Here is a 16,833-nt window from a genome sequence, read left to right as displayed (position 1 = left end):
CTTCTTCAAGTGACCACATCAGCATGATCCCAATTCGTGCCTGCACAGGGCCCTGAGCGGCGAGGATCGGCCGTACGAGGTCAACGCGGCGGTGCCGCACGGCACCGCCGCACTGCCCGGCGACCCCCCTCCACGTCATCCGACCGGCAGAGAGCGAATGGTCATGAAAGTCCCCCTCTATCAGGCCAAAGCGGAGTTCTTCCGTATGCTCGGGCATCCCGTCCGGATCAGGGTCCTGGAACTGCTCCAGCACGGGCCGGTTCCGGTACGGGACCTGCTCGCCGACATCGAGATCGAGCCGTCCAGCCTCTCGCAGCAGTTGGCCGTCCTGCGCCGGTCCGGCATCGTGGTGTCCATCCGGGAGGGATCCACCGTCCGCTACGCGTTGGCCGGCGGCGACGTCGCCGACCTGCTGCGCGCGGCCCGGCGCATCCTCACCGAACTCCTCGACGGGCAGAACGTCCTCCTCGCCGAACTCCGGGAGGCCGAGGCCTCCACCGAGCCCGTCCCCGCGCACGATCGCGTCTGACCGATGTGGCCGATGTGGCCGATGTGACCGATGTGACCGATGTGAGCGATGTGACCGATGGCGAGCGTGACGACGGACGGCGACGGACGACGGATCGCGCTGCCTTCACCCCACCGTCGGACTCGGCGAGACCGTACTGTTCGCCGGCGGCGTGAGGACGACCTGCGGCAGGCCCGGGGTCGCGGGTGGTGGGGTCAGGTCCTGGGCGGCGAGGTCGGGCGAGGCGGTTTGCTGGACGAGAACCTGGCCGAAATCGACAAGACCGGTCTTCTCGACCGCTGCGATGTGGTCGAGCGCGGTGTCGTTGGCCCGGTCGGCCAGAGCGCGGACCAGCGAGTTCCTGGTGGTGGTGCGGACGCCGGCGATCGTGGTGAGGAACTGGCCGTTCGTCACGCGCACGGTGGTGGCCAGGTCCGAGTCGAACCGCTTTCCGCTCTCCGCCTTCAGCCGGGCCGCGAAGCCCTGCTGCTGAGGTGACGGCTGGTCGGGCAGTGCGATGCCCAACTGCCCGGCTGCGGTGCGACAGGCGGCGTCCAACGCGGCGTCCCCGTCGACCAGATGCTCCCCAACGCTCCGGACCGCCGCCGTCGTCCCCTTCCGCGACGCCTTCTCGCCGACGGGATACTCCCACAGCCCCGCCGAGCGGACCTTGACCACGAAATCCCGGTCGGCTTCCGTCAGCGGGCCGGTCGCCGGCTTGGCGATGATCCGTGCGGGTGCGCTGCTGACCTTCTGCACTCCCAGCAGGGAGGGGTAGAGCAGAGAGCCGAGGGTGATGCTGATCGCACCGCCAAGAAAGAGAGTTCCCGCCGCTTTCTGTGAAACGAGCACCGCGTCTCCTGATCCGTTTCATCGGATCCCGCACGCACAGACCTACGGATGGGAAAGGTCCGCAGAACCTTTTGGGCTCGTCATGGATCGGTAAAGCAATCGGCGGGCGGCGGCGGTATGGCGTGCCGTCAGTTCACTTCCGTTCGCCGAGCGGAGCGAAGAAGGGCCGTTCGGCCCTGTCCGCGGCGCGGGACGGGACCGTTCGGCCCTACCGGGGCCGGGTGCCTGGTGGCCGACCATGTACCGGCGGCCGGGAAGGGCCAGGTCCCATCCCGCACACTTCTGGTCCTTCCCGGCTCGCCGACGACACCCGACGGACGGGCGACGGGACTTTCGCAACACGCCCTGATGTCAGAGGCTGTGGGTGAGGCGTTCGGTCAGGAGGCGGGTGAAGCGAGCGGGGTCGGGCAGGTCGCCGCCTTCGGCGAGCAGCGCGCTGCCGTAGATGAGCTCCGCGGTCTGGACGAGTGCCGGTTCGTCGGCGTTCGCGGCGTGCGCCTGACGCAGGTTGGTGATGAGCGGGTGCGTGGGGTTGAGCTCCAGGATCCGTTTGAACGGGGGCAGTTCCTGGCCCATCGCCCGGTACATCTTCTCCAGGGTCGGTGTGATGTCGTGGGTGTCGCCGACGATGCACGCGGCCGAGGTGGTCAGCCGGGTGGAGAGGCGGACCTGCTTGACGTGTTCGGACAGGGTCGTTTCGAGCCACGGAAGCAGGTCGGCGAAGTCCTTCTCGCGCTGCGCCTTGTCGGCCTGGGCCTGCGCATCGCCGTCGTCCGTCGGGTCGAGGTCGACCTGGCCCTTGGCGATGGACTGGAACCGGTGACCGTCGAAGGCGGGGACCTGGGCGGCCCAGATCTCGTCCACCGGGTCGGTGAGGATGAGGACCTCGTACCCCTTGGCGGTGAAGGCCTCCATGTGGGGGGAGTTCTCCACCACGGCGCGGTTCTCGCCCGTCAGATAGTAGATCGCCTCCTGGCCGTCCTTCATCCGGGCGACGTACTCGCGCAGCGTGGTGGTTTTCTCCGGGTCGTGGGTGGAAGCCGCCGAGACCAGCTCCAGCAGGGCGTCGGTGTTGTCGCGGTCCTCGACCAGCCCTTCCTTCAGCACCCTGCCGAACTGGCCCCAGAACGCCTCGTAGCCCTCGGAGTTGTTCGTCTGCATGTCCTTGACGGCACGCAGTACCTTCTTGACCAGGTGTCGGCGCACACCCTGGATCTGACGGTCGTGCTGCAGGATCTCGCGGGAGATGTTCAGCGACAGGTCGTGCGCGTCGACGACCCCCTTGACGAAGCGCAGGTAGTTCGGCATCAGCGCGTCGCAGTCGTCCATGATGAACACGCGCTTCACGTAGAGCTGCACGCCCGGTTTGGCGCCGGGGGAGTACAGGTCGAGCGGCGCCTGGGCGGGGAGGAACAGCAGTGCCTCGTACTCGAACGTGCCCTCGGCGCGCATGTGGATGGTCTCGGCCGGCGCCTGCCAGTCGTGGCTGATCTGCTGGTAGAACTCGCTGTACTCGGCCTCCGACACCTCGTTGCGGGGCCGTGCCCACAGGGCCTTCATCGAGTTCAGCGTCTCCGGCTCGCCGGCCGTCTCCTCGCCGTCCCCGGCACCCTGCTCCCGCTCCATGCGGATGGGCCAGCGGATGAAGTCCGAGTACTGCTTGACGATCTGGCGGATCTTCCAGCCTGCCAGGTAGTCGGCGAGGCCGTCCTCGCTGTCGGCCGGCCGCAGATGCAGCGTGACCGAGGTCCCGACGGGCAGACCGTCGACCGCCTGCACCGTGTAGGTGCCCTCTCCCTGCGACTCCCACAGGGTGCCTTCCTCGGTGCCGGCTCGGCGGGTGCGCAGGGTGACCCGGTCGGCCACCATGAACGCCGAGTAGAAGCCCACGCCGAACTGGCCGATCAGGCTCTGCGCCGCGGCCGCGTCCTTGGATTCCTTGATCTTCTCCAGCAGCCCGGCCGTACCGGACTTGGCGACCGTGCCGATCAGCTCCACGACCTCGTCGCGGGTCATGCCGATGCCGTTGTCGCGCACCGTCAGGGTGCGTTGTTCCTGGTCCGCCTCCAGGGTGATGTGCAGGTCGGAGGTGTCGACGTCGAGCGTGGAGTCCGTGAGCGATTCCAGGCGGAGCTTGTCGAGTGCGTCAGAGGCGTTCGAAATCAGTTCACGCAGGAAGATGTCCTTGTTCGAGTAGATCGAATGGATCACCAGCTGTAGCAACTGGCGGGTCTCCGCCTGGAATTCGAGCGTCTCGGTACCGCTGCTCACTGGGGGTTTCTCCTTCGGGGAATCCGACGAGGGGACAGGGGATGGTGGTGCGATCCGGTCGTGCCGTCAGCTCTCCCGGTCACGGTCACGGTCATGACGGCGACGGTGGCCGCTGTCCGCGCGCAACTGCTCGGCGCGAGCCCCGATCCGCCCGATCCGGTCGGCGATGCCCGGGTGATCGGCCTCAAGGTGCGGACGGACTCTTCCGAGCGGTTCGAGGAGCCGGGCCGGGTCGTCCTCGCCGAGGGCGTCCAGCAGGTGCTCGACGGCCGGGGCGGCGCCGCTGCCGAGATCGTCCATGGCGGTGATCTGTCCGGCGAGGCGACGCAGATCGGTGGCGTGACGGCGGGCCCAGGTGACGACGGCACGGTCGGCGGCGCGTTGGTCGCGCGTCGCCCGCACCCGCTCCTCCTTGGTGCTCCCGGTGGCCGTGCCGTCCGAGGCGTCCGGGCGCAGGCGCAGATAACGGCGCTCGGCTGCCTGGCGGCTCGCCACCCCGAGCGGCTCCGCCAGATCGGCCCAGGTGGCCCCGGCTCCGCGCGCGGTCTCGATCAGACCGCTCTCCCAGGTCGCGAGCTCTTCGCGCAGGTGGCGCAGCAGGATCAGAGCCGCGAGCGCTTGGCCGGGGTCGTTCTGACCGGTGTCGTCCGGTGGCGTGTGGCGGGCGGTGCGGACGGCGGCGTCCATCATGCCCAGCGCCGCGGATGCGGCGAGAAACGACGCAGGGCCGGCGGCCGCCGAACGCGCACGGTCTTCGTGCACTGCCTGAACCCCTTCACTCGTGCTGACCGCGTCATCGTAACGACGACATATCCGACGCGGCAACCGGACCCAGCGGCCGTGTTCGTCATCGGACGGACGACGCGGCCTGCACCGGGACGGACGAGCAAAGCCCGGGTCAGCCCCCGAGGCGGTGTGCGAGCCACAGTAGATCCGCCAGGCCCAGCACCCGCCCGCCGAAGCCCGGGAGGGGGACATGGAGCGGCTGGGTCCAACGGCGGGGATCGCGTCCAGCCCGTAGCGCGCGCCCGCGAGGGTTCCGGTCACCGCGGCGACGGTGTCCGTGTCGCCGCCGAGGTCGATCGCCGCCCGTATCGCGTCTTCGAAGCCGGTGGTGGTGCGCAGGGCCCAGACGGCGGAGCCCAGGCAGGGCCAGACGGCGCCGTTGAACTCGGTTGCCTGAGCGGGGCGCCAGTCGGGCGCGAGGACCGTGGCCCAGCGGTCGCGGTGGTCGGGGTGGACAACAGCCAGGATGTCCGGGAGCGCTGCGAGGGGGTCGACCTCCTCGAGCGTGACCCGGACGAGTTCGTGAAGGACCGCGGTGCCTTCCCAGGCCGCACGGTCCCCGTGGGTGAGAGCGGCGATGCGGCGGGCCGCGTCCATGGTGGCTTCTCGGCCGGCGGGTGCGAAATAGACCGCCGAGGTCGAGGCACGCATCAACGAGCCGTTCCCCGCCGCACGTCGGTTGACCTGGAAATGGACTGCGGCGGCGAGGTCCCAGGACATGCCATTGGTCAGGACGTCTTCGGTCTGCAGGCCGATGTCCTTCGGCTCCGCTGCTGCCCACCGCTGGAAGCGGGCGAAGACGTCCGGCAGGTCCAGTCCACCTCGCTCCAGCAGGGACTCCCCGACCAGGACGGCCATCTGCGTGTCGTCAGTGGCCTCGCCGGGGCCCCAGCCGCCGCCCCCGCACATCTCGCCGCCGGCACCGGGCGAGGGAAACCGCGCGGAGAACGCTCCCTGGGGACCGAACTCGAAGGGGCCACCCAGTGCGTCACCCGCCGCCGAGCCGACAACCGCGCCGGCCACCCGCTGCATCCGCTCCATCCACGCAGGCTATCCGGGCCGCGCCGACGCCCGTGCGGCCTTGTGCCGTCGAAGGTCTGGCATGATCGCGCGATGGATGCCGCGAGGCTGCCGGCCGCAGAGGCCCTTGAGACACATGTCCGGGTGTTCTTCGAGGGGCATTCCGTAGAGGTCGTCGACCACGGCCCCGGGATGGAACGGCGAGACGGGGGTTCCGGATTCCACCTGCGACCACCTGCTGATCAGCCTGCCCTACCTCCACGGGTCCGGCCTGGAACACTGCCCGCTGCCCGAGGAGCGCGCGCGTGTTGTGCGGGCCCTGCCCGTGACCGCCGCCGAGATCGAGTTCCGTGTGGCCCACGGGCACGAGGCGTTGGAACGGCTCTTCGACGAGGCACGGATCGTCCCCACTGATCCGTTCAGGAGGTCTGTCGTCTGAATCCGCGTCCGCGCAGCGCCAGTACCAGGCAGAGAGCGGTGGCGGCGATGGCGAGTGAGGCGGGCAGCCGTGCCCATGAGGTGCCCGCGACCGGCGCCTCGGCGGCGAGCAGTACCACCGCGGTCGCGGCGGCGGCCGCCAGCGCGGGTGTCGCCTTCGGGTGGCCGGGCGGGGCGGTGACACCTGCTGTCCACGGGTCCGTGACGAGCAGGTAGGCGGGCAGCAGGGCGGCGATGCAGACGACCAGCCAGACCGGGGGACCGCTGGCCGCGGCGACCGCGATCGCCGCCGCCGGCAACAGGGTCGTCCTGCGGCGGGCCGCCAGGGTCCGCCAGCGCGCGGAGGCCAGGACGGGGCGGGCGTCGACCATCGGAGCGGCCCACCATGCCGCCATCGCCGCCCCCAGGACCAGCACCCTGACCGGCACTGATGCGTGCAGGGCGGCCGGCGGGTCGCAGGCGGCGACGGCAAGGGCCGTGCCGAGCAGGCGGTCGGTGATACGGGAGGTGAGGCGTGTGAAGAGCAGGGCCGCTCGGCTGTCGGCCGGACGCGGGGCCGGCCGGGCTGCCCGGGCAGGAGGCGTGGTCATCGGGTGCCCCCGTGGATGCGGGTGCGCAGCAGCGGCGCGAGGGCGAGGTCGAGGGTCTCGCCCGGCCGGTGGGCGACGACCGCGATGCCGCGTTCCATGAGGGCGAAGCGCATGGCGTCGCGGTCCGCCCGCCACAGCCGCAGCGCCAGTTCCCCTTCGGTGTCGCCGGGTTCCAGGACCGGCTCGCCGGTGGGGATCTCGACCACGACCATCGGGTTGGCCCGTCCGCGCACCTGGTGCAGGACGTCGAGAATCCGCTGGTCGGTCAGCGGCGTGAGGACGTACACCAGCGCTCCTGCGGGCAACGCCGGCGGCGGCAGGAGGCTCAGTCCCTCCGTGCGGTACGCGCGGTCCTTGCGGACCTCCAGCACACTGTCGACGATGCGGTAGAAGTACCCCTGGCCGCCGCCCGGTTGCAGCCAGCGGGTCACGCCACCGACCGACACGACGCCGACCCGGTCGTGCGTGCCCAGGTAGGCGCGGACCAGCCCGGCGGCGGCTCGGAAGGTCTCGTCGAGCGAGGACGCGCCGGTGACCGGGTCGACCACGTCGGTGAGCACGTCCAGCAGCACCACGGTGTCGGCGGTGCGCTCCGCGGCGAACTGGTGGACCTGAAGGGTGCCGCGGCGGGTGGTGGCCGGCCAGTGGATCCGCCGCTGCCGTTCGCCGCGCACGTACGGGTGCACACCAGTCACCTCGACGCCCTCGCCGCGCTGCACGGCGGTGTGCTCCCCGAGCCGTTGCGGCAGCCGGACCGGTACGGGCGTGAGACCGGCGTGTCCGGGCAGCGGGAAGACGGCGATCTCACCGAGTTCGGCCCGGACGGTGCGCCGGGCCAGCCCGCCGCGGTCGTAGACGTCGACGTCGACCGTGCCGAGCGTCCAGCGACCCCAACGCCGCGCGGTCAGAACGAGATCCACCTGGTGCGGGCCGACCGCCAGGTGGTCGAGCCGGACCCCGTGGCCGAGGGTGACGCCGGGGTCCAGACGGCCGGTCTCACCGTCGTAGGACACCGTGATCCGCACCGTCACCTGCTCGCCTTCGAAGCACCGCCGCGGCTCCACCTCGGGCTCGGCCGACACCGCCCGCGGACGCGGCCCGTTCGGCAGGGCGAGGGCGAGCAGCACCAGGGGCGCTGCGGCCAGCGCGAGTACCCAGGGGCGTCCGGTGACCAGCGCGGCGGCCAGCGCGACGGCGGCCAACGTGCCCAGTCGCAGGGCGCGTTCGCCGGCACGAAGGCCGGGCGGGGGCGGTGGCGGCGGGTCGGCGGTCACGTCGTGACGGCCGACCAGGGCCCGTTGGACCGCGGCGGCCGCTCGTCGGGCCGGCACGTGCTCCGTCATGACGCGACCGGTGTGCGTGGCAAGGTCTGCGGGGCGGTCACGGACTGCACGACCTCGCGCAGCACGTCGTCGCCGTCGATCTGCCGGACCCACAGCTCCGGCTTCAGGGTGACGCGATGCGCGAGGGCCGGCACCGCCACCGACTTGACGTCCTCCGGTGTCACGTAGTCCCGCAGGTCCAGGACGGCACGGGCGCGGGCGAGCTGCACCAGGGCCAGACCGCCGCGCGGCGAGGCGCCGACCTGGACATGCGGGTGGGCGCGGGTGGCGCGGACCAGCGCCACGACGTACTCCAGCAGGTCGTCGGCCACCTCGACGCGTTCGACGGCGGCCCGCATGGCCAGCACCTCGCCCGGACCGCTGAGCGTGCGCAGCACGGCCTCGGAGGCCGCCCGGTCGACACGCGCGCGCAGCATGCCCGTCTCCTCGGACGCCGTCAGATAGCCCATGCGGACCCGCAGCAGGAACCGGTCGAGCTGGGCCTCGGGCAGGGTGTACGTGCCCTCGTACTCGATGGGGTTGGCGGTGGCGACGACCATGAAGGGCTCCGGCAGCGGCCGGGTGCTTCCGTCGACGGACACCTGGGACTCGGCCATCGCCTCCAGCAGCGCGGCCTGGGTCTTGGGCGGGGTGCGGTTGATCTCGTCGGCGAGCAGCAGGTGGGTGAAGACCGGGCCGGGCCGGAAGACCATGTCGGCGGTGCGCTGGTCGTAGAACGGAGCTCCGGTGACGTCGGAGGGCAGCAGGTCCGGGGTGAACTGGATGCGGCGGAAGTCCAGGCCGAGCGTGGTGGCGAAGGAGCGGGCCAGCAGCGTCTTGCCGAGTCCCGGCAGGTCCTCGATGAGGACATGGCCGCCGGCCAGGATGCCGAGCATCACCAGCGCCAGTGGTTCGGCCTTGCCGACCACGGCCCTGCCGATCTCGTCGAGCACGGCCGCCGCCCTCTCACCCGCCTGCCGGGGAGTCAGGGTGTCGTGGTCCGGGATGGGCTGCGGGCTGGTCACGGTCGGTTCCTCACCAGACGGGGTCGGGACGCGCGGGCTGCGGCGACGACCGCAGCAGCGCCGGTCACAGGGTTTCCAGGCGGTCGAGCAGCAGGCGCAGGACGGGCTCGGGGAGAGTGGGCCCGGGAGCGGCGGCCTGGGGGTCGATCCACGGCCACAGCTCGGGTCCGACCAGCGCCCGGGCCCGCTGGGGGTTCCGGTACATCGCCACGCCGTGCCGTTCTGCCAGCCGGGCGGCGAACAGCCGCTGCAACTGCGGACGCATGACCGTGGGGAAGTGCGCCTCCCCGTCGTCCGCGAGGGTCTTGGACACGACGTGCCGCCACCCGCCGAGCGCCGGGGCCCGGCTCGCCAGCAGACGCACGGGCCTGCGGTAGCCGCTGTCCTCGGCGCCGCCGCCCGCGGCATACCGTCCCAGGGCCAGTGCGACCGCGGTGATGACGGCGAGACCGCCGGCGGCCGCGGCGGCACCGTCGGCCAGGGCGAGCAGCACCTCGGCCGCGACCGCGGCGGTGCCGAGGAAGACCAGCGAGTGGCGTACGGAACCGGGTGTCCCCGACGCGGAGTCGACGACGGCCCGTATCCGGGTGGGCGCCTTCACGAGGCACCCGCCACGGCGGCGGGGCCTGATGTCGGCGAGCGCAGGCCGTCGGCGATCTCGGCGAGCGCGGCCGCGGCCCGGTCGCGGTGGCCGCCGCCCATCGGGTGTGTGGAGTAACGGGCCTCACGGAACAGCGCGGTGAGCGCTGCGGCGGCCGCCCCGCTGGGCAGGCCCCCGGCGACGGCCCGATCCAGCAGGTCCTGCGGGCTGTCCGAGACGCGCCGGTGCACACCGGAGTCGGCGAGCGACTCCTCCATGGCGGCGTAGCAGGCGATGACGGCCGCACGGGCGTCGGCTCCGTCCAGCAGGGCGCGGCGCCCGGAGTCCACGGCCTGGGCCAGGCGTTCCCGTTCGTCGTCGAGCGTCGCGTACGTCGCCTGGACCTCGGGCGCCGGCGGGCGGGTCAGGTGCCGCCACAGCCGCAGCCCGGCGATCAGGACGACCACGACGAGCAGGGCGATGCCGAGGCCCAGCAGGATGCGCGTCAGCCCGAAGTGCACGCTGTGACCCGCGTGTCCGGATCCCAGTCCGGTGGGCGCGGTGGGCGACGGTTGCTGCCGCGAGCTCGGAGGGGGTGACGGCTCGACGGCGCCGCCGTGGCCGCTGCCCGACGAGCCGAACCGGTGCAGGACCAGGACGAGCAGCGGCACGACCAGCGACGCGGCCAACAGGACGCGGCCCACGCCGTCGGCCAGCCGTTGTTCCACCGGGTTCAGGTCCTGGGCGGCGCCGACCTGGTCCCGGTACTTCGCGCGCAGCGCCAAGCCGCCGAGGAACGACAGCAGGGCGAGGCCGACCACGAGGACGGGGTTGCCGCCGAGCGGCCCGCGGCCCTCGGCCGGCACGTCCGTGTCGGGGCGCAGCAGCAGTGCTCCGAGGGCCGTTCCGCCCACCGCCAGCACCGCCGACGCCGCCTGCGCGGCGCCGATCGTGCCGCGCCGCCGCGGCCCGCCCACCGTACGCTCCCGCCCCACCGACCCACCCCTCCCTCGTGATCGCAGCTTCGCACACGGTTCGACGGTGTGTCAGCAGGGGGGAGGTTGTGTCCGCTGCTCCTGCGCCCCGCTCGACCCGGCGGCGTGCGACCTCCGCCGGCGGAACCCGCCGTGATTGATTCGATCGTTCTCACGCTTGATTCGAGTGCCGTGATCCGGCATCGTGCTTGTATCAGCTGTAGCGATGTGTGGTTTCCGTGCGGGAGAGGTACTTCATGGACGAGATCGACCGGGCCATCCTGCGGGAGCTCCAGGTCGACGGCCGCGTCCCTTACGCCGAACTGGGACCCAAGGTGGGGCTGTCGCCTTCGGCCGCGAGGCTGCGGCTGCAACGGTTGATCGACACCAAGGCGGTCCAGGTCGTCGGAGTGACCGACCCCATGACCCAGGGCCGGCAGGCGATGGCGCTCCTCGGCCTGCGCGTCGACGGCGACCCCCGGGCGGTGGCCGATGAGCTGGCCGGGCACGACGAAGTCGTGTACACGGTCCTGACCGCCGGGAGCTTCGATCTCTTCACGGAGGTCGTCTGCAGCGGGCCGCGCGACCTCCTGGACTTCATCAACGACGTCGTCAAGACCGTCGAGGGTGTCGCAGCCGTGGAGAACTTCCCCTACTTCTCGATCCACACCCACCGGTTCCTGTGGAACGCCGACTGAGGCACCTGAGCGTCCGTCCCGTCCGCCCCGCCGACCACCTGCCCACCCCACGCTCACGCTCCGACGCCAAGCCGAGGACCCCGCATGCCGCACGCCGAACACCGCACGATCGACTTCTTCACCGAAGGCGCCCTGCCCGCCCCCCGGACCACGCCTGCCGAGGCCGAGCGCATCGCCGCCCGGTACCTCGGCGTCACCGCGGCCGCGGAGGAACTGGGCAGCCAGCAGGACGCCAACTTCCTGCTGCGTGCGGAGGACGGGACGGTCCTGGCGATCCTGAAGATCGCCAACACGGCCTTCGGCACCGTGGAGATCGAGGCCCAGGACATGGCGGCCGACCTGATCGCCGCGGCCCATCCGGAACTGCGCGTCGCGACCGTCCTGCGCCGCCCCGACGGCTCGCCGCGGTGTGCGGTGGTGGACACCGACAACGGCCCGGCGGTCGCCCGACTGCTGCGTCACCTGCCCGGTGGTCCGCTGTCGGGACGCCGGCACCTGTCCCCGGGCACGGTGGCGGCCATGGGCACGATCGCCGGGAAGGCCAGCACCGTCCTGCGCGACTTCCGGCACCCGGGCCTGGAGCGCGTTCTCCAGTGGGACCTGCGGTATGCCGACCGGGTCGTCGCCAGGCTCGCCGGGCACGTCGACGAACCCGACCGGCGCGCCGCCGTCCGGACCGCGACCGCCGCTGCCTGGGCACACGTGCAGGAACTGGCATCCGAGCTGCCGTTGCAGGCGGTGCACCTGGACCTCACCGACGACAACCTGATCCGTCGTCCCGACAGCCGCCCGCCCCTGCCCGACGGCATCATCGACTTCGGTGACCTGACCACGAGCTGGGCGGTCGGCGAACTCGCCGTGTCACTCTCCTCGATGCTCCACCACGACGGCATCGAACCCCATGCCGTGCTGCCCGCCGTCCGAGCCTTCCACGCGGTCCGGCCGCTCTCCCCGCAGGAGGCGGAGGCGCTGTGGCCGCTGGTCGTCCTGCGCGCCGCCGGCCTGGTCGTCAGCGGATGCCAGCAGACCGCTGTCGACGGGGACAACGCGTACGCCGAGGCGGCGATCGAGCGCGAGTGGCGCATATTCGAACAGGCCACGTGTCTGCCCCTGCCGGTGATGACCCACCTCGTCAAGGACGCGGTCGGCCTCGGCGGCGTACGGGCCGGGGCCGAGGCACCCGCGCACTTCCTGCTGCGCGGTCTCGCGGCCGCGGACATCACCACCCTCGACCTGTCCACCGGCGCCGACTCCATGGACCACGGGGCCTGGCTCGACGCCGGCGTCGAGGACCGGCTGGCCGCCCGCGCGCTGGCGGACGGCGCGGTCGCGGTCACCACCCGGTACGCCGAGGCACGGCTCACCCGGACCCCGGCCCTCTCGGCCGCCTCCCGTGCCACGGTGGCCGGCGGCATCGACCTGTGGCTCGGGCGGGACGCCGTGGTCCAGGCTCCCCTCGCGGGGCAGGTCCTCGCCGCCGGTCCCGGCCGGGTGGAGCTCACCCATGGCTCGCACGTGCTGGCGCTGTCCCTTCCCCGAACGGTCAAGCCCGCTGTCGCCGCCGGCGCGGTGGTCGAGGCGGGGGAGGAGGTCGCCCGTGTCCCCTCCGGATCCTCGCTCCACATCGCGCTGCGCACCGCCGACGGTCCCGCCGTCCCCGACCTGGTCCGCCCCGAGTACGCAGCCGGGTGGCTGCCGCTCACCGCCGACCCCGCTCCGCTCCTCGGGCTCCCGGCCACCAACCGTACGCAGGACGGGGACCTGCTCGACCGGCGCGACGCCGTGTTCGCGGCCGTACAGGGGCACTACTACGTCGACCCGCCCCGCATCGAGCGAGGCTGGCGGCACCATCTCCTGTCCACCGAGGGCCGTTCGTACCTCGACATCGTCAACAACGTCACCCCACTGGGCCACGCCCACCCCCGCGTCGAGCGCGCGGTCTCCCGGCAACTGCGGCGCCTCAACACCAACTCGCGCTTCCACTACGCCTCGGTGGTGGAGTTCACCGAACGCCTCGCCGCCCTGCTGCCGGCACCCCTGGACACGGTGTTCCTGGTCAACTCCGGTTCCGAGGCGGTGGATCTGGGCCTGCGGCTGGCCATCGGCGCCTCGGGGCAGCACGACGTCGTCGCGTTGCGCGAGGCGTACCACGGCTGGACGTACGCATCCGACGCGGTCTCGACCTCTCTCCAGGACAACCCGAACGCCCTCACCACCCGCCCGAGTTGGGTGCACACCGTGGACTCGCCCAATTCCTACCGCGGTCGGCACCGGGGGGCGGACGCCGTGCGCTACGGGCCCGAGGCCGTCGCGGTGATCGACGCGCTGGCCGCCTCCGGCCGCCCGGCAGGAGCGTTCGTCGCGGAGACCTTCTACGGCAACGCAGGGGGAGTGGCCCTGCCCGACGGCTATCTCGCCCAGGTGTACGAGGCGGTCCGCCGTCACGGTGGCCTGGCCGTCGCCGACGAGGTCCAGGTCGGGTACGGCCGCCTGGGGCACTGGTTCTGGGGCTTCGAGCAGCAGCGGGTCGTCCCCGACGTCGTCTGCGTGGCCAAGGCGATGGGCAACGGCCACCCCCTCGGCGCCGTCATCACGTCGAAGGCGGTTGCGGACCGGTACCGGGACCAGGGCTACTTCTTCTCCTCGACCGGGGGCAGCCCGGTCTCCAGTGTCGTGGGCCTCACCGTCCTCGACGTCCTGCGTGACGAGGACCTCCAGGGGAACGCCGTGCGCGTGGGCGGTCATCTGAAGCGCCGCCTGGAAGCACTGGCCGGCCGCTATGACGTCATCGGCGCCGTGCACGGCTCGGGTCTCTACCTCGGCCTCGAACTCGTCCGGGACCGCGTCGGCCTGGAGCCCGCCACGGAGGAGACCGCCGAACTGTGCGACCGCATGCTCGACCTCGGGGTGGTCGTCCAGCCCACCGGGGACCATCTCAACATCCTCAAGATCAAGCCGCCGCTCTGCATCGACATCGCCGCGGCCGACTTCTTCGTCGACATGCTGGACCACGCCCTCGCCGATCTCGCGCACGCCCGCTGACGTGACGAGGCATGCCTCCGGGGTCGCCGCAAGGAGCACACGGAGCTGCGACGGGCATACGGAACGGACCTCCGGGAAATTGAGGGAGAGCCCAAAGCGCCCGTACGACGCTTCCCCCCACACCCATTGGCGACGACTCATGGCAGCCTTCTTCGTGCTCTCCCGGACGCGCCCGCTCACGCTCCTGTCCGCCACCGATCTCGCCGTCGAGAACGACCGGCTGGAAGCCGAGTGCGGCCAGCTCCAGCGGGCCGTCACCTCGCACGCCACCATCGATCAGGCCATCGGCGTCGTCATGGTCCTGGGCCGGCTCCCCGCGGAGGAAGCCTGGAGGGGCCTGCGGGACGTCTCCCAGCGCACCAACACCAAACTCACCACCATCGCCCAGCACATCCTCGCCTTCGCCCAGGGCGGCGACCTCCCCCCACCCGAACGGACCGAACTGCACCGGGCCATCAGTCGGTACAGCTGGCACCACCACCACGCCTGAGGCCGCCCCCAGCCGGGAGCCACGCAGTCTTTGTCCTCGGACGAGGTCGCGCTCACACCGGCCCACTGACCGAGCCCGGACACAGCCGCGGGGCACCGACCCGAAGAGGGTGGCGCCCCGTGCGGGCTTCGGCCGGAGTGCGCGTCAGTCCGATGTGCCGGCCTGCGGCTCAGCGTTTGAAATCCAGCTCCTCGACGCGTGTCTGCACCGTCCGGCCGCTTTCCCAGACGTTGGCACCCTGCGCCACTTCCGGCGTGGGAATGTCCGCCCGCTTCTGCCGCTTGCGAGACGTCGAGACGCCCAGTTCTTCGTCCCGCGCCTGGATCAGCTCGTCCGCCGCCTGTCCGTCCCCGGTGAAGCCCATCATCAACTGCGGAATGCCGTAGGGGAAGTCGTCGCGGTCGTACTGCCACGTGTGGAACGTCTTCCCGTACGTGGTCACCAGGTCCTCGAAATAGGCGTGTTCGGCCATGTCGAGGATGCCGGGGGCGGTGAGGATGCCGGACTTCACCTCGTAGTGGTGGCTGTGCCACAGCCGTTTCTCGTCCGCGGGCAAGCCGCGGAAGCGCTCCTCACCGATGAGGTACTCGATGCCGATCAGCCGGGCGTCGGGCGCGTTGCGGTCGAAGATCACGCACTGGTGCAGGTCGTGCCGGAGATGGAAGCAGAAGTGCGTGGCCTCCACCTGACGGCCCATGTCGTGGGCGTACAGGTGGAAGCCGTTGAGATACGTGCTCATCGCCTCCAGCGGATACTTCCGCTGTACGGCGCCGGCCGCCAGGTCGAGCGCCCGGTGCTTGAGCGGGTGCCCCTTGCCGATCTTGCTGACGGTGGCCGCCTCGCGGCCGTTCCCCTGCCGGACCCGCGCGAGCCGTGCGTGCCGTGTGCGAATGCCATGGCCGACGGGTGCCCTGCCCCCGGTGGCCGTAACAACGGCGCGGCGTCGCGGACAGGGCACGACTCCAGGCGGCACGCAGCAGGGAACAACGCCCCGAACCCGGCCTCGACGTTCGTCAGTCCGCCGGGCTCAGCTCGGTGTGCACCAGGTTCACCAGGTCGACGGCCTCGGGGGTCCGGGAGTCCCTAGGGACCTGGTAGTAGCCGCCGAGAGTCGCGATCACATCGGTGCAGGAGTCGTCGTACTCGTGGCCGTCGCCCTGCCACCACCAGACCGTGTCCCGGATCTCGTCCTTCGACGGGCGCCCGGACAGGACGATGTCCCGGCCCTGGACCTTCCCCGTGATCCTGGCGGAGTTCGCATCCGCTGCCATGTGCCAGGTCTCCCTTCGCTCACGGCTGCGGATACCCGCCGGACGAGGGCTCAGTCGGCCGGCCCGCCGACCGGGATGCCGAGCCGGTCGGCGACGGTGGTCAGGGCCGCTCCCAGCGGAAGGGCGACCCGGGTGAGGGCGTGGGGGTCGCCCCGGGTGGGGTCGCGGTTGACGATCAGCACCGGCTTGCCCTCCTGCGCCGCCTGACGGACGAACCGCAGCCCCGACATCACCGTCAGCGACGAGCCGAGGACCAGCAGCGAGGTCGCCTCGCGGACCAGGCGCCGGCAGTGCTCGACGCGCTGCGGCGGCACCGCCTCGCCGAAGAACACCACGTCCGGTTTGAGGACGCCCCCGCAGTCGGCGCACGGCACGACGCGGAAGTCTCCCACCTGGGCGTCGGTGAGGTCGGCGTCGCCGTCCGGGTTGACCCCGGCGGCCACCGGGTCGAAGCCAGGGTTCTCGGTCTCCAGCCGCCGGGCGAGCTCGCGGCGCGGGCTGAAGGCGCGGCAGGACAGGCAGACGACCCGGTCCAGGCTGCCGTGCAGCTCCACGACGCCTTCGCTGCCGGCGGCCTGGTGCAGACCGTCGACGTTCTGGGTGATCACACCCGTGATCCGGGCGTCCCGGGCGAACGCGACCACCGCCAGGTGCCCCGCGTTGGGGCGGGCCCGCCCGAAGGTGCGCCACCCCAGGTGGCTGCGCGCCCAGTACCGGCGGCGGGCGTGGGCGCTCCCGGTGAAGTCCTGGTAGGTCATCGGGGTGTGCCGGCTCAGGCTCCCGCCCTCGCCCCGGTAGTCGGGGATCCCCGACTCGGTGGAGATGCCCGCCCCGCTGAGCACCAGCACACCGCCGGCGCTCAGCGCGTCGACGACGGGCCGCAGATCGGTGGTGCCCGGTGGCAGTTCCGCGCCGGGGGTCCAGCTCAGGGTGGGACGCATGCGCATGCCGCCAGGGTAAGGAATC

16 protein-coding genes and 1 pseudogene are annotated in these 16,833 nt (G+C 71.8%); 5 read left to right on the top strand and 12 right to left on the bottom strand.

The features are described 5' to 3' along the window. The first annotated feature begins 163 nt into the window (after nucleotides 1–163). Complete coding sequence (locus AB0958_RS24780; protein WP_366892651.1) at nucleotides 164–529, top strand: metalloregulator ArsR/SmtB family transcription factor; 366 nt, start codon at nucleotides 164–166, stop codon at nucleotides 527–529. A 105-nt stretch (nucleotides 530–634) separates the two neighbouring features. Here AB0958_RS24780 and AB0958_RS24775 read toward each other — a convergent pair whose 3' ends face one another. The 4 genes and pseudogenes from AB0958_RS24775 to AB0958_RS24760 form a co-directional block, all read right to left on the bottom strand. Beyond that, the gene (locus AB0958_RS24775) at nucleotides 635–1,360 is read right to left on the bottom strand and encodes a DUF4142 domain-containing protein (RefSeq protein WP_366892650.1); all 726 of its coding nucleotides are present in this window, start codon (nucleotides 1,358–1,360) and stop codon (nucleotides 635–637) included. 351 nt (nucleotides 1,361–1,711) lie between these two features. Further along, nucleotides 1,712–3,631 carry a molecular chaperone HtpG gene (gene htpG / locus AB0958_RS24770; protein WP_366892649.1) on the bottom strand — a complete coding sequence of 640 codons (1,920 nt, stop codon included), beginning with the start codon at nucleotides 3,629–3,631 and terminating at the stop codon, nucleotides 1,712–1,714. Nucleotides 3,632–3,697: 66 nt separating this feature from the next. Next, a complete protein-coding gene (locus AB0958_RS24765) occupies nucleotides 3,698–4,393 on the bottom strand; it encodes a type III effector protein (protein WP_366892648.1) in 696 nt (231 codons plus the stop codon). A 136-nt stretch (nucleotides 4,394–4,529) separates the two neighbouring features. Next, nucleotides 4,530–5,458 (bottom strand): annotated as a pseudogene (locus tag AB0958_RS24760) (ADP-ribosylglycohydrolase family protein). 214 nt (nucleotides 5,459–5,672) lie between these two features. Here AB0958_RS24760 and AB0958_RS24755 point away from each other — a divergent pair. Beyond that, nucleotides 5,673–5,876 (top strand): suppressor of fused domain protein, encoded by a 204-nt coding sequence (locus AB0958_RS24755; protein ID WP_366892688.1) that lies wholly within the window; start codon nucleotides 5,673–5,675, stop codon nucleotides 5,874–5,876. On the opposite strand, the gene AB0958_RS24750 is transcribed toward AB0958_RS24755, so the two are convergent. The 5 genes from AB0958_RS24750 to AB0958_RS24730 all read right to left on the bottom strand — a co-directional run bounded on the left by AB0958_RS24750 (nucleotide 5,857) and on the right by AB0958_RS24730 (nucleotide 10,387). After that, nucleotides 5,857–6,465 (bottom strand): hypothetical protein, encoded by a 609-nt coding sequence (locus AB0958_RS24750; protein ID WP_366892647.1) that lies wholly within the window; start codon nucleotides 6,463–6,465, stop codon nucleotides 5,857–5,859. The genes AB0958_RS24755 and AB0958_RS24750 overlap by 20 nt on opposite strands. Continuing rightward, the gene (locus AB0958_RS24745) at nucleotides 6,462–7,808 is read right to left on the bottom strand and encodes a DUF58 domain-containing protein (protein WP_366892646.1); all 1,347 of its coding nucleotides are present in this window, start codon (nucleotides 7,806–7,808) and stop codon (nucleotides 6,462–6,464) included. Before AB0958_RS24745 ends, AB0958_RS24750 begins: the two co-directional genes overlap by 4 nt. After that, entirely contained in the window at nucleotides 7,805–8,812 is a 1,008-nt protein-coding gene (locus AB0958_RS24740) for a MoxR family ATPase (RefSeq protein WP_366892645.1), read from the bottom strand. Before AB0958_RS24740 ends, AB0958_RS24745 begins: the two co-directional genes overlap by 4 nt. A 64-nt stretch (nucleotides 8,813–8,876) precedes the next feature. Further along, nucleotides 8,877–9,413 carry a hypothetical protein gene (locus AB0958_RS24735; RefSeq protein ID WP_366892644.1) on the bottom strand — a complete coding sequence of 179 codons (537 nt, stop codon included), beginning with the start codon at nucleotides 9,411–9,413 and terminating at the stop codon, nucleotides 8,877–8,879. Further along, nucleotides 9,410–10,387: a DUF4129 domain-containing protein gene (locus tag AB0958_RS24730; protein ID WP_366892643.1), complete on the bottom strand. Its 978-nt coding sequence runs from the start codon at nucleotides 10,385–10,387 to the stop codon at nucleotides 9,410–9,412. The genes AB0958_RS24735 and AB0958_RS24730 overlap by 4 nt, the downstream gene beginning before the upstream one ends. Before the next feature lie 236 nt (nucleotides 10,388–10,623). On the opposite strand from AB0958_RS24730, the gene AB0958_RS24725 reads away from it, so the two are divergent. From AB0958_RS24725 to AB0958_RS24715, 3 genes are all read left to right on the top strand, one after another. Beyond that, nucleotides 10,624–11,064, top strand: a complete 441-nt coding sequence (locus AB0958_RS24725; protein WP_366892642.1) for an Lrp/AsnC family transcriptional regulator — start codon at nucleotides 10,624–10,626, stop codon at nucleotides 11,062–11,064. An 84-nt stretch (nucleotides 11,065–11,148) separates the two neighbouring features. After that, the gene (locus tag AB0958_RS24720; RefSeq protein WP_366892641.1) at nucleotides 11,149–14,106 is read left to right on the top strand and encodes an aminotransferase; all 2,958 of its coding nucleotides are present in this window, start codon (nucleotides 11,149–11,151) and stop codon (nucleotides 14,104–14,106) included. Nucleotides 14,107–14,245: 139 nt separating this feature from the next. Continuing rightward, nucleotides 14,246–14,596: an ANTAR domain-containing protein gene (locus AB0958_RS24715; protein ID WP_366892640.1), complete on the top strand. Its 351-nt coding sequence runs from the start codon at nucleotides 14,246–14,248 to the stop codon at nucleotides 14,594–14,596. A 169-nt stretch (nucleotides 14,597–14,765) separates the two neighbouring features. Here AB0958_RS24715 and AB0958_RS24710 read toward each other — a convergent pair whose 3' ends face one another. The 3 genes from AB0958_RS24710 to AB0958_RS24700 are packed head-to-tail and all read right to left on the bottom strand — an operon-like array spanning nucleotide 14,766 to nucleotide 16,814. Beyond that, entirely contained in the window at nucleotides 14,766–15,554 is a 789-nt protein-coding gene (locus AB0958_RS24710; protein WP_366892639.1) for an OBAP family protein, read from the bottom strand. 55 nt (nucleotides 15,555–15,609) lie between these two features. Beyond that, nucleotides 15,610–15,867 (bottom strand): hypothetical protein, encoded by a 258-nt coding sequence (locus AB0958_RS24705; protein WP_366892638.1) that lies wholly within the window; start codon nucleotides 15,865–15,867, stop codon nucleotides 15,610–15,612. A gap of 50 nt (nucleotides 15,868–15,917) precedes the next feature. Continuing rightward, nucleotides 15,918–16,814, bottom strand: coding sequence for an NAD-dependent protein deacetylase (locus AB0958_RS24700; RefSeq protein WP_366892637.1), 897 nt, complete (start codon nucleotides 16,812–16,814; stop codon nucleotides 15,918–15,920). Between the last annotated feature and the right edge of the window lie 19 nt (nucleotides 16,815–16,833).

The sequence above is a fragment of the Streptomyces sp. NPDC006655 genome (assembly GCF_040703965.1).
GTDB lineage: Bacteria > Actinomycetota > Actinomycetes > Streptomycetales > Streptomycetaceae > Streptomyces.
Note: the sequence above shows the minus strand (reverse complement) of the source record. Positions and strands in the feature narration are given on the sequence as shown.

Coding starts and splice junctions, on each gene's coding strand:
- AB0958_RS24780 (WP_366892651.1), top strand. CDS start 164: ATGAAAGTCCCCCTCTATCAGGCCAAAGCGGAGTTCTTCCGTATGCTC.
- AB0958_RS24750 (WP_366892647.1), bottom strand. CDS start 6,465: ATGACCACGCCTCCTGCCCGGGCAGCCCGGCCGGCCCCGCGTCCGGCC.
- AB0958_RS24745 (WP_366892646.1), bottom strand. CDS start 7,808: ATGACGGAGCACGTGCCGGCCCGACGAGCGGCCGCCGCGGTCCAACGG.
- AB0958_RS24725 (WP_366892642.1), top strand. CDS start 10,624: ATGGACGAGATCGACCGGGCCATCCTGCGGGAGCTCCAGGTCGACGGC.
- AB0958_RS24720 (WP_366892641.1), top strand. CDS start 11,149: ATGCCGCACGCCGAACACCGCACGATCGACTTCTTCACCGAAGGCGCC.
- AB0958_RS24715 (WP_366892640.1), top strand. CDS start 14,246: ATGGCAGCCTTCTTCGTGCTCTCCCGGACGCGCCCGCTCACGCTCCTG.
- AB0958_RS24705 (WP_366892638.1), bottom strand. CDS start 15,867: ATGGCAGCGGATGCGAACTCCGCCAGGATCACGGGGAAGGTCCAGGGC.
- AB0958_RS24700 (WP_366892637.1), bottom strand. CDS start 16,814: ATGCGCATGCGTCCCACCCTGAGCTGGACCCCCGGCGCGGAACTGCCA.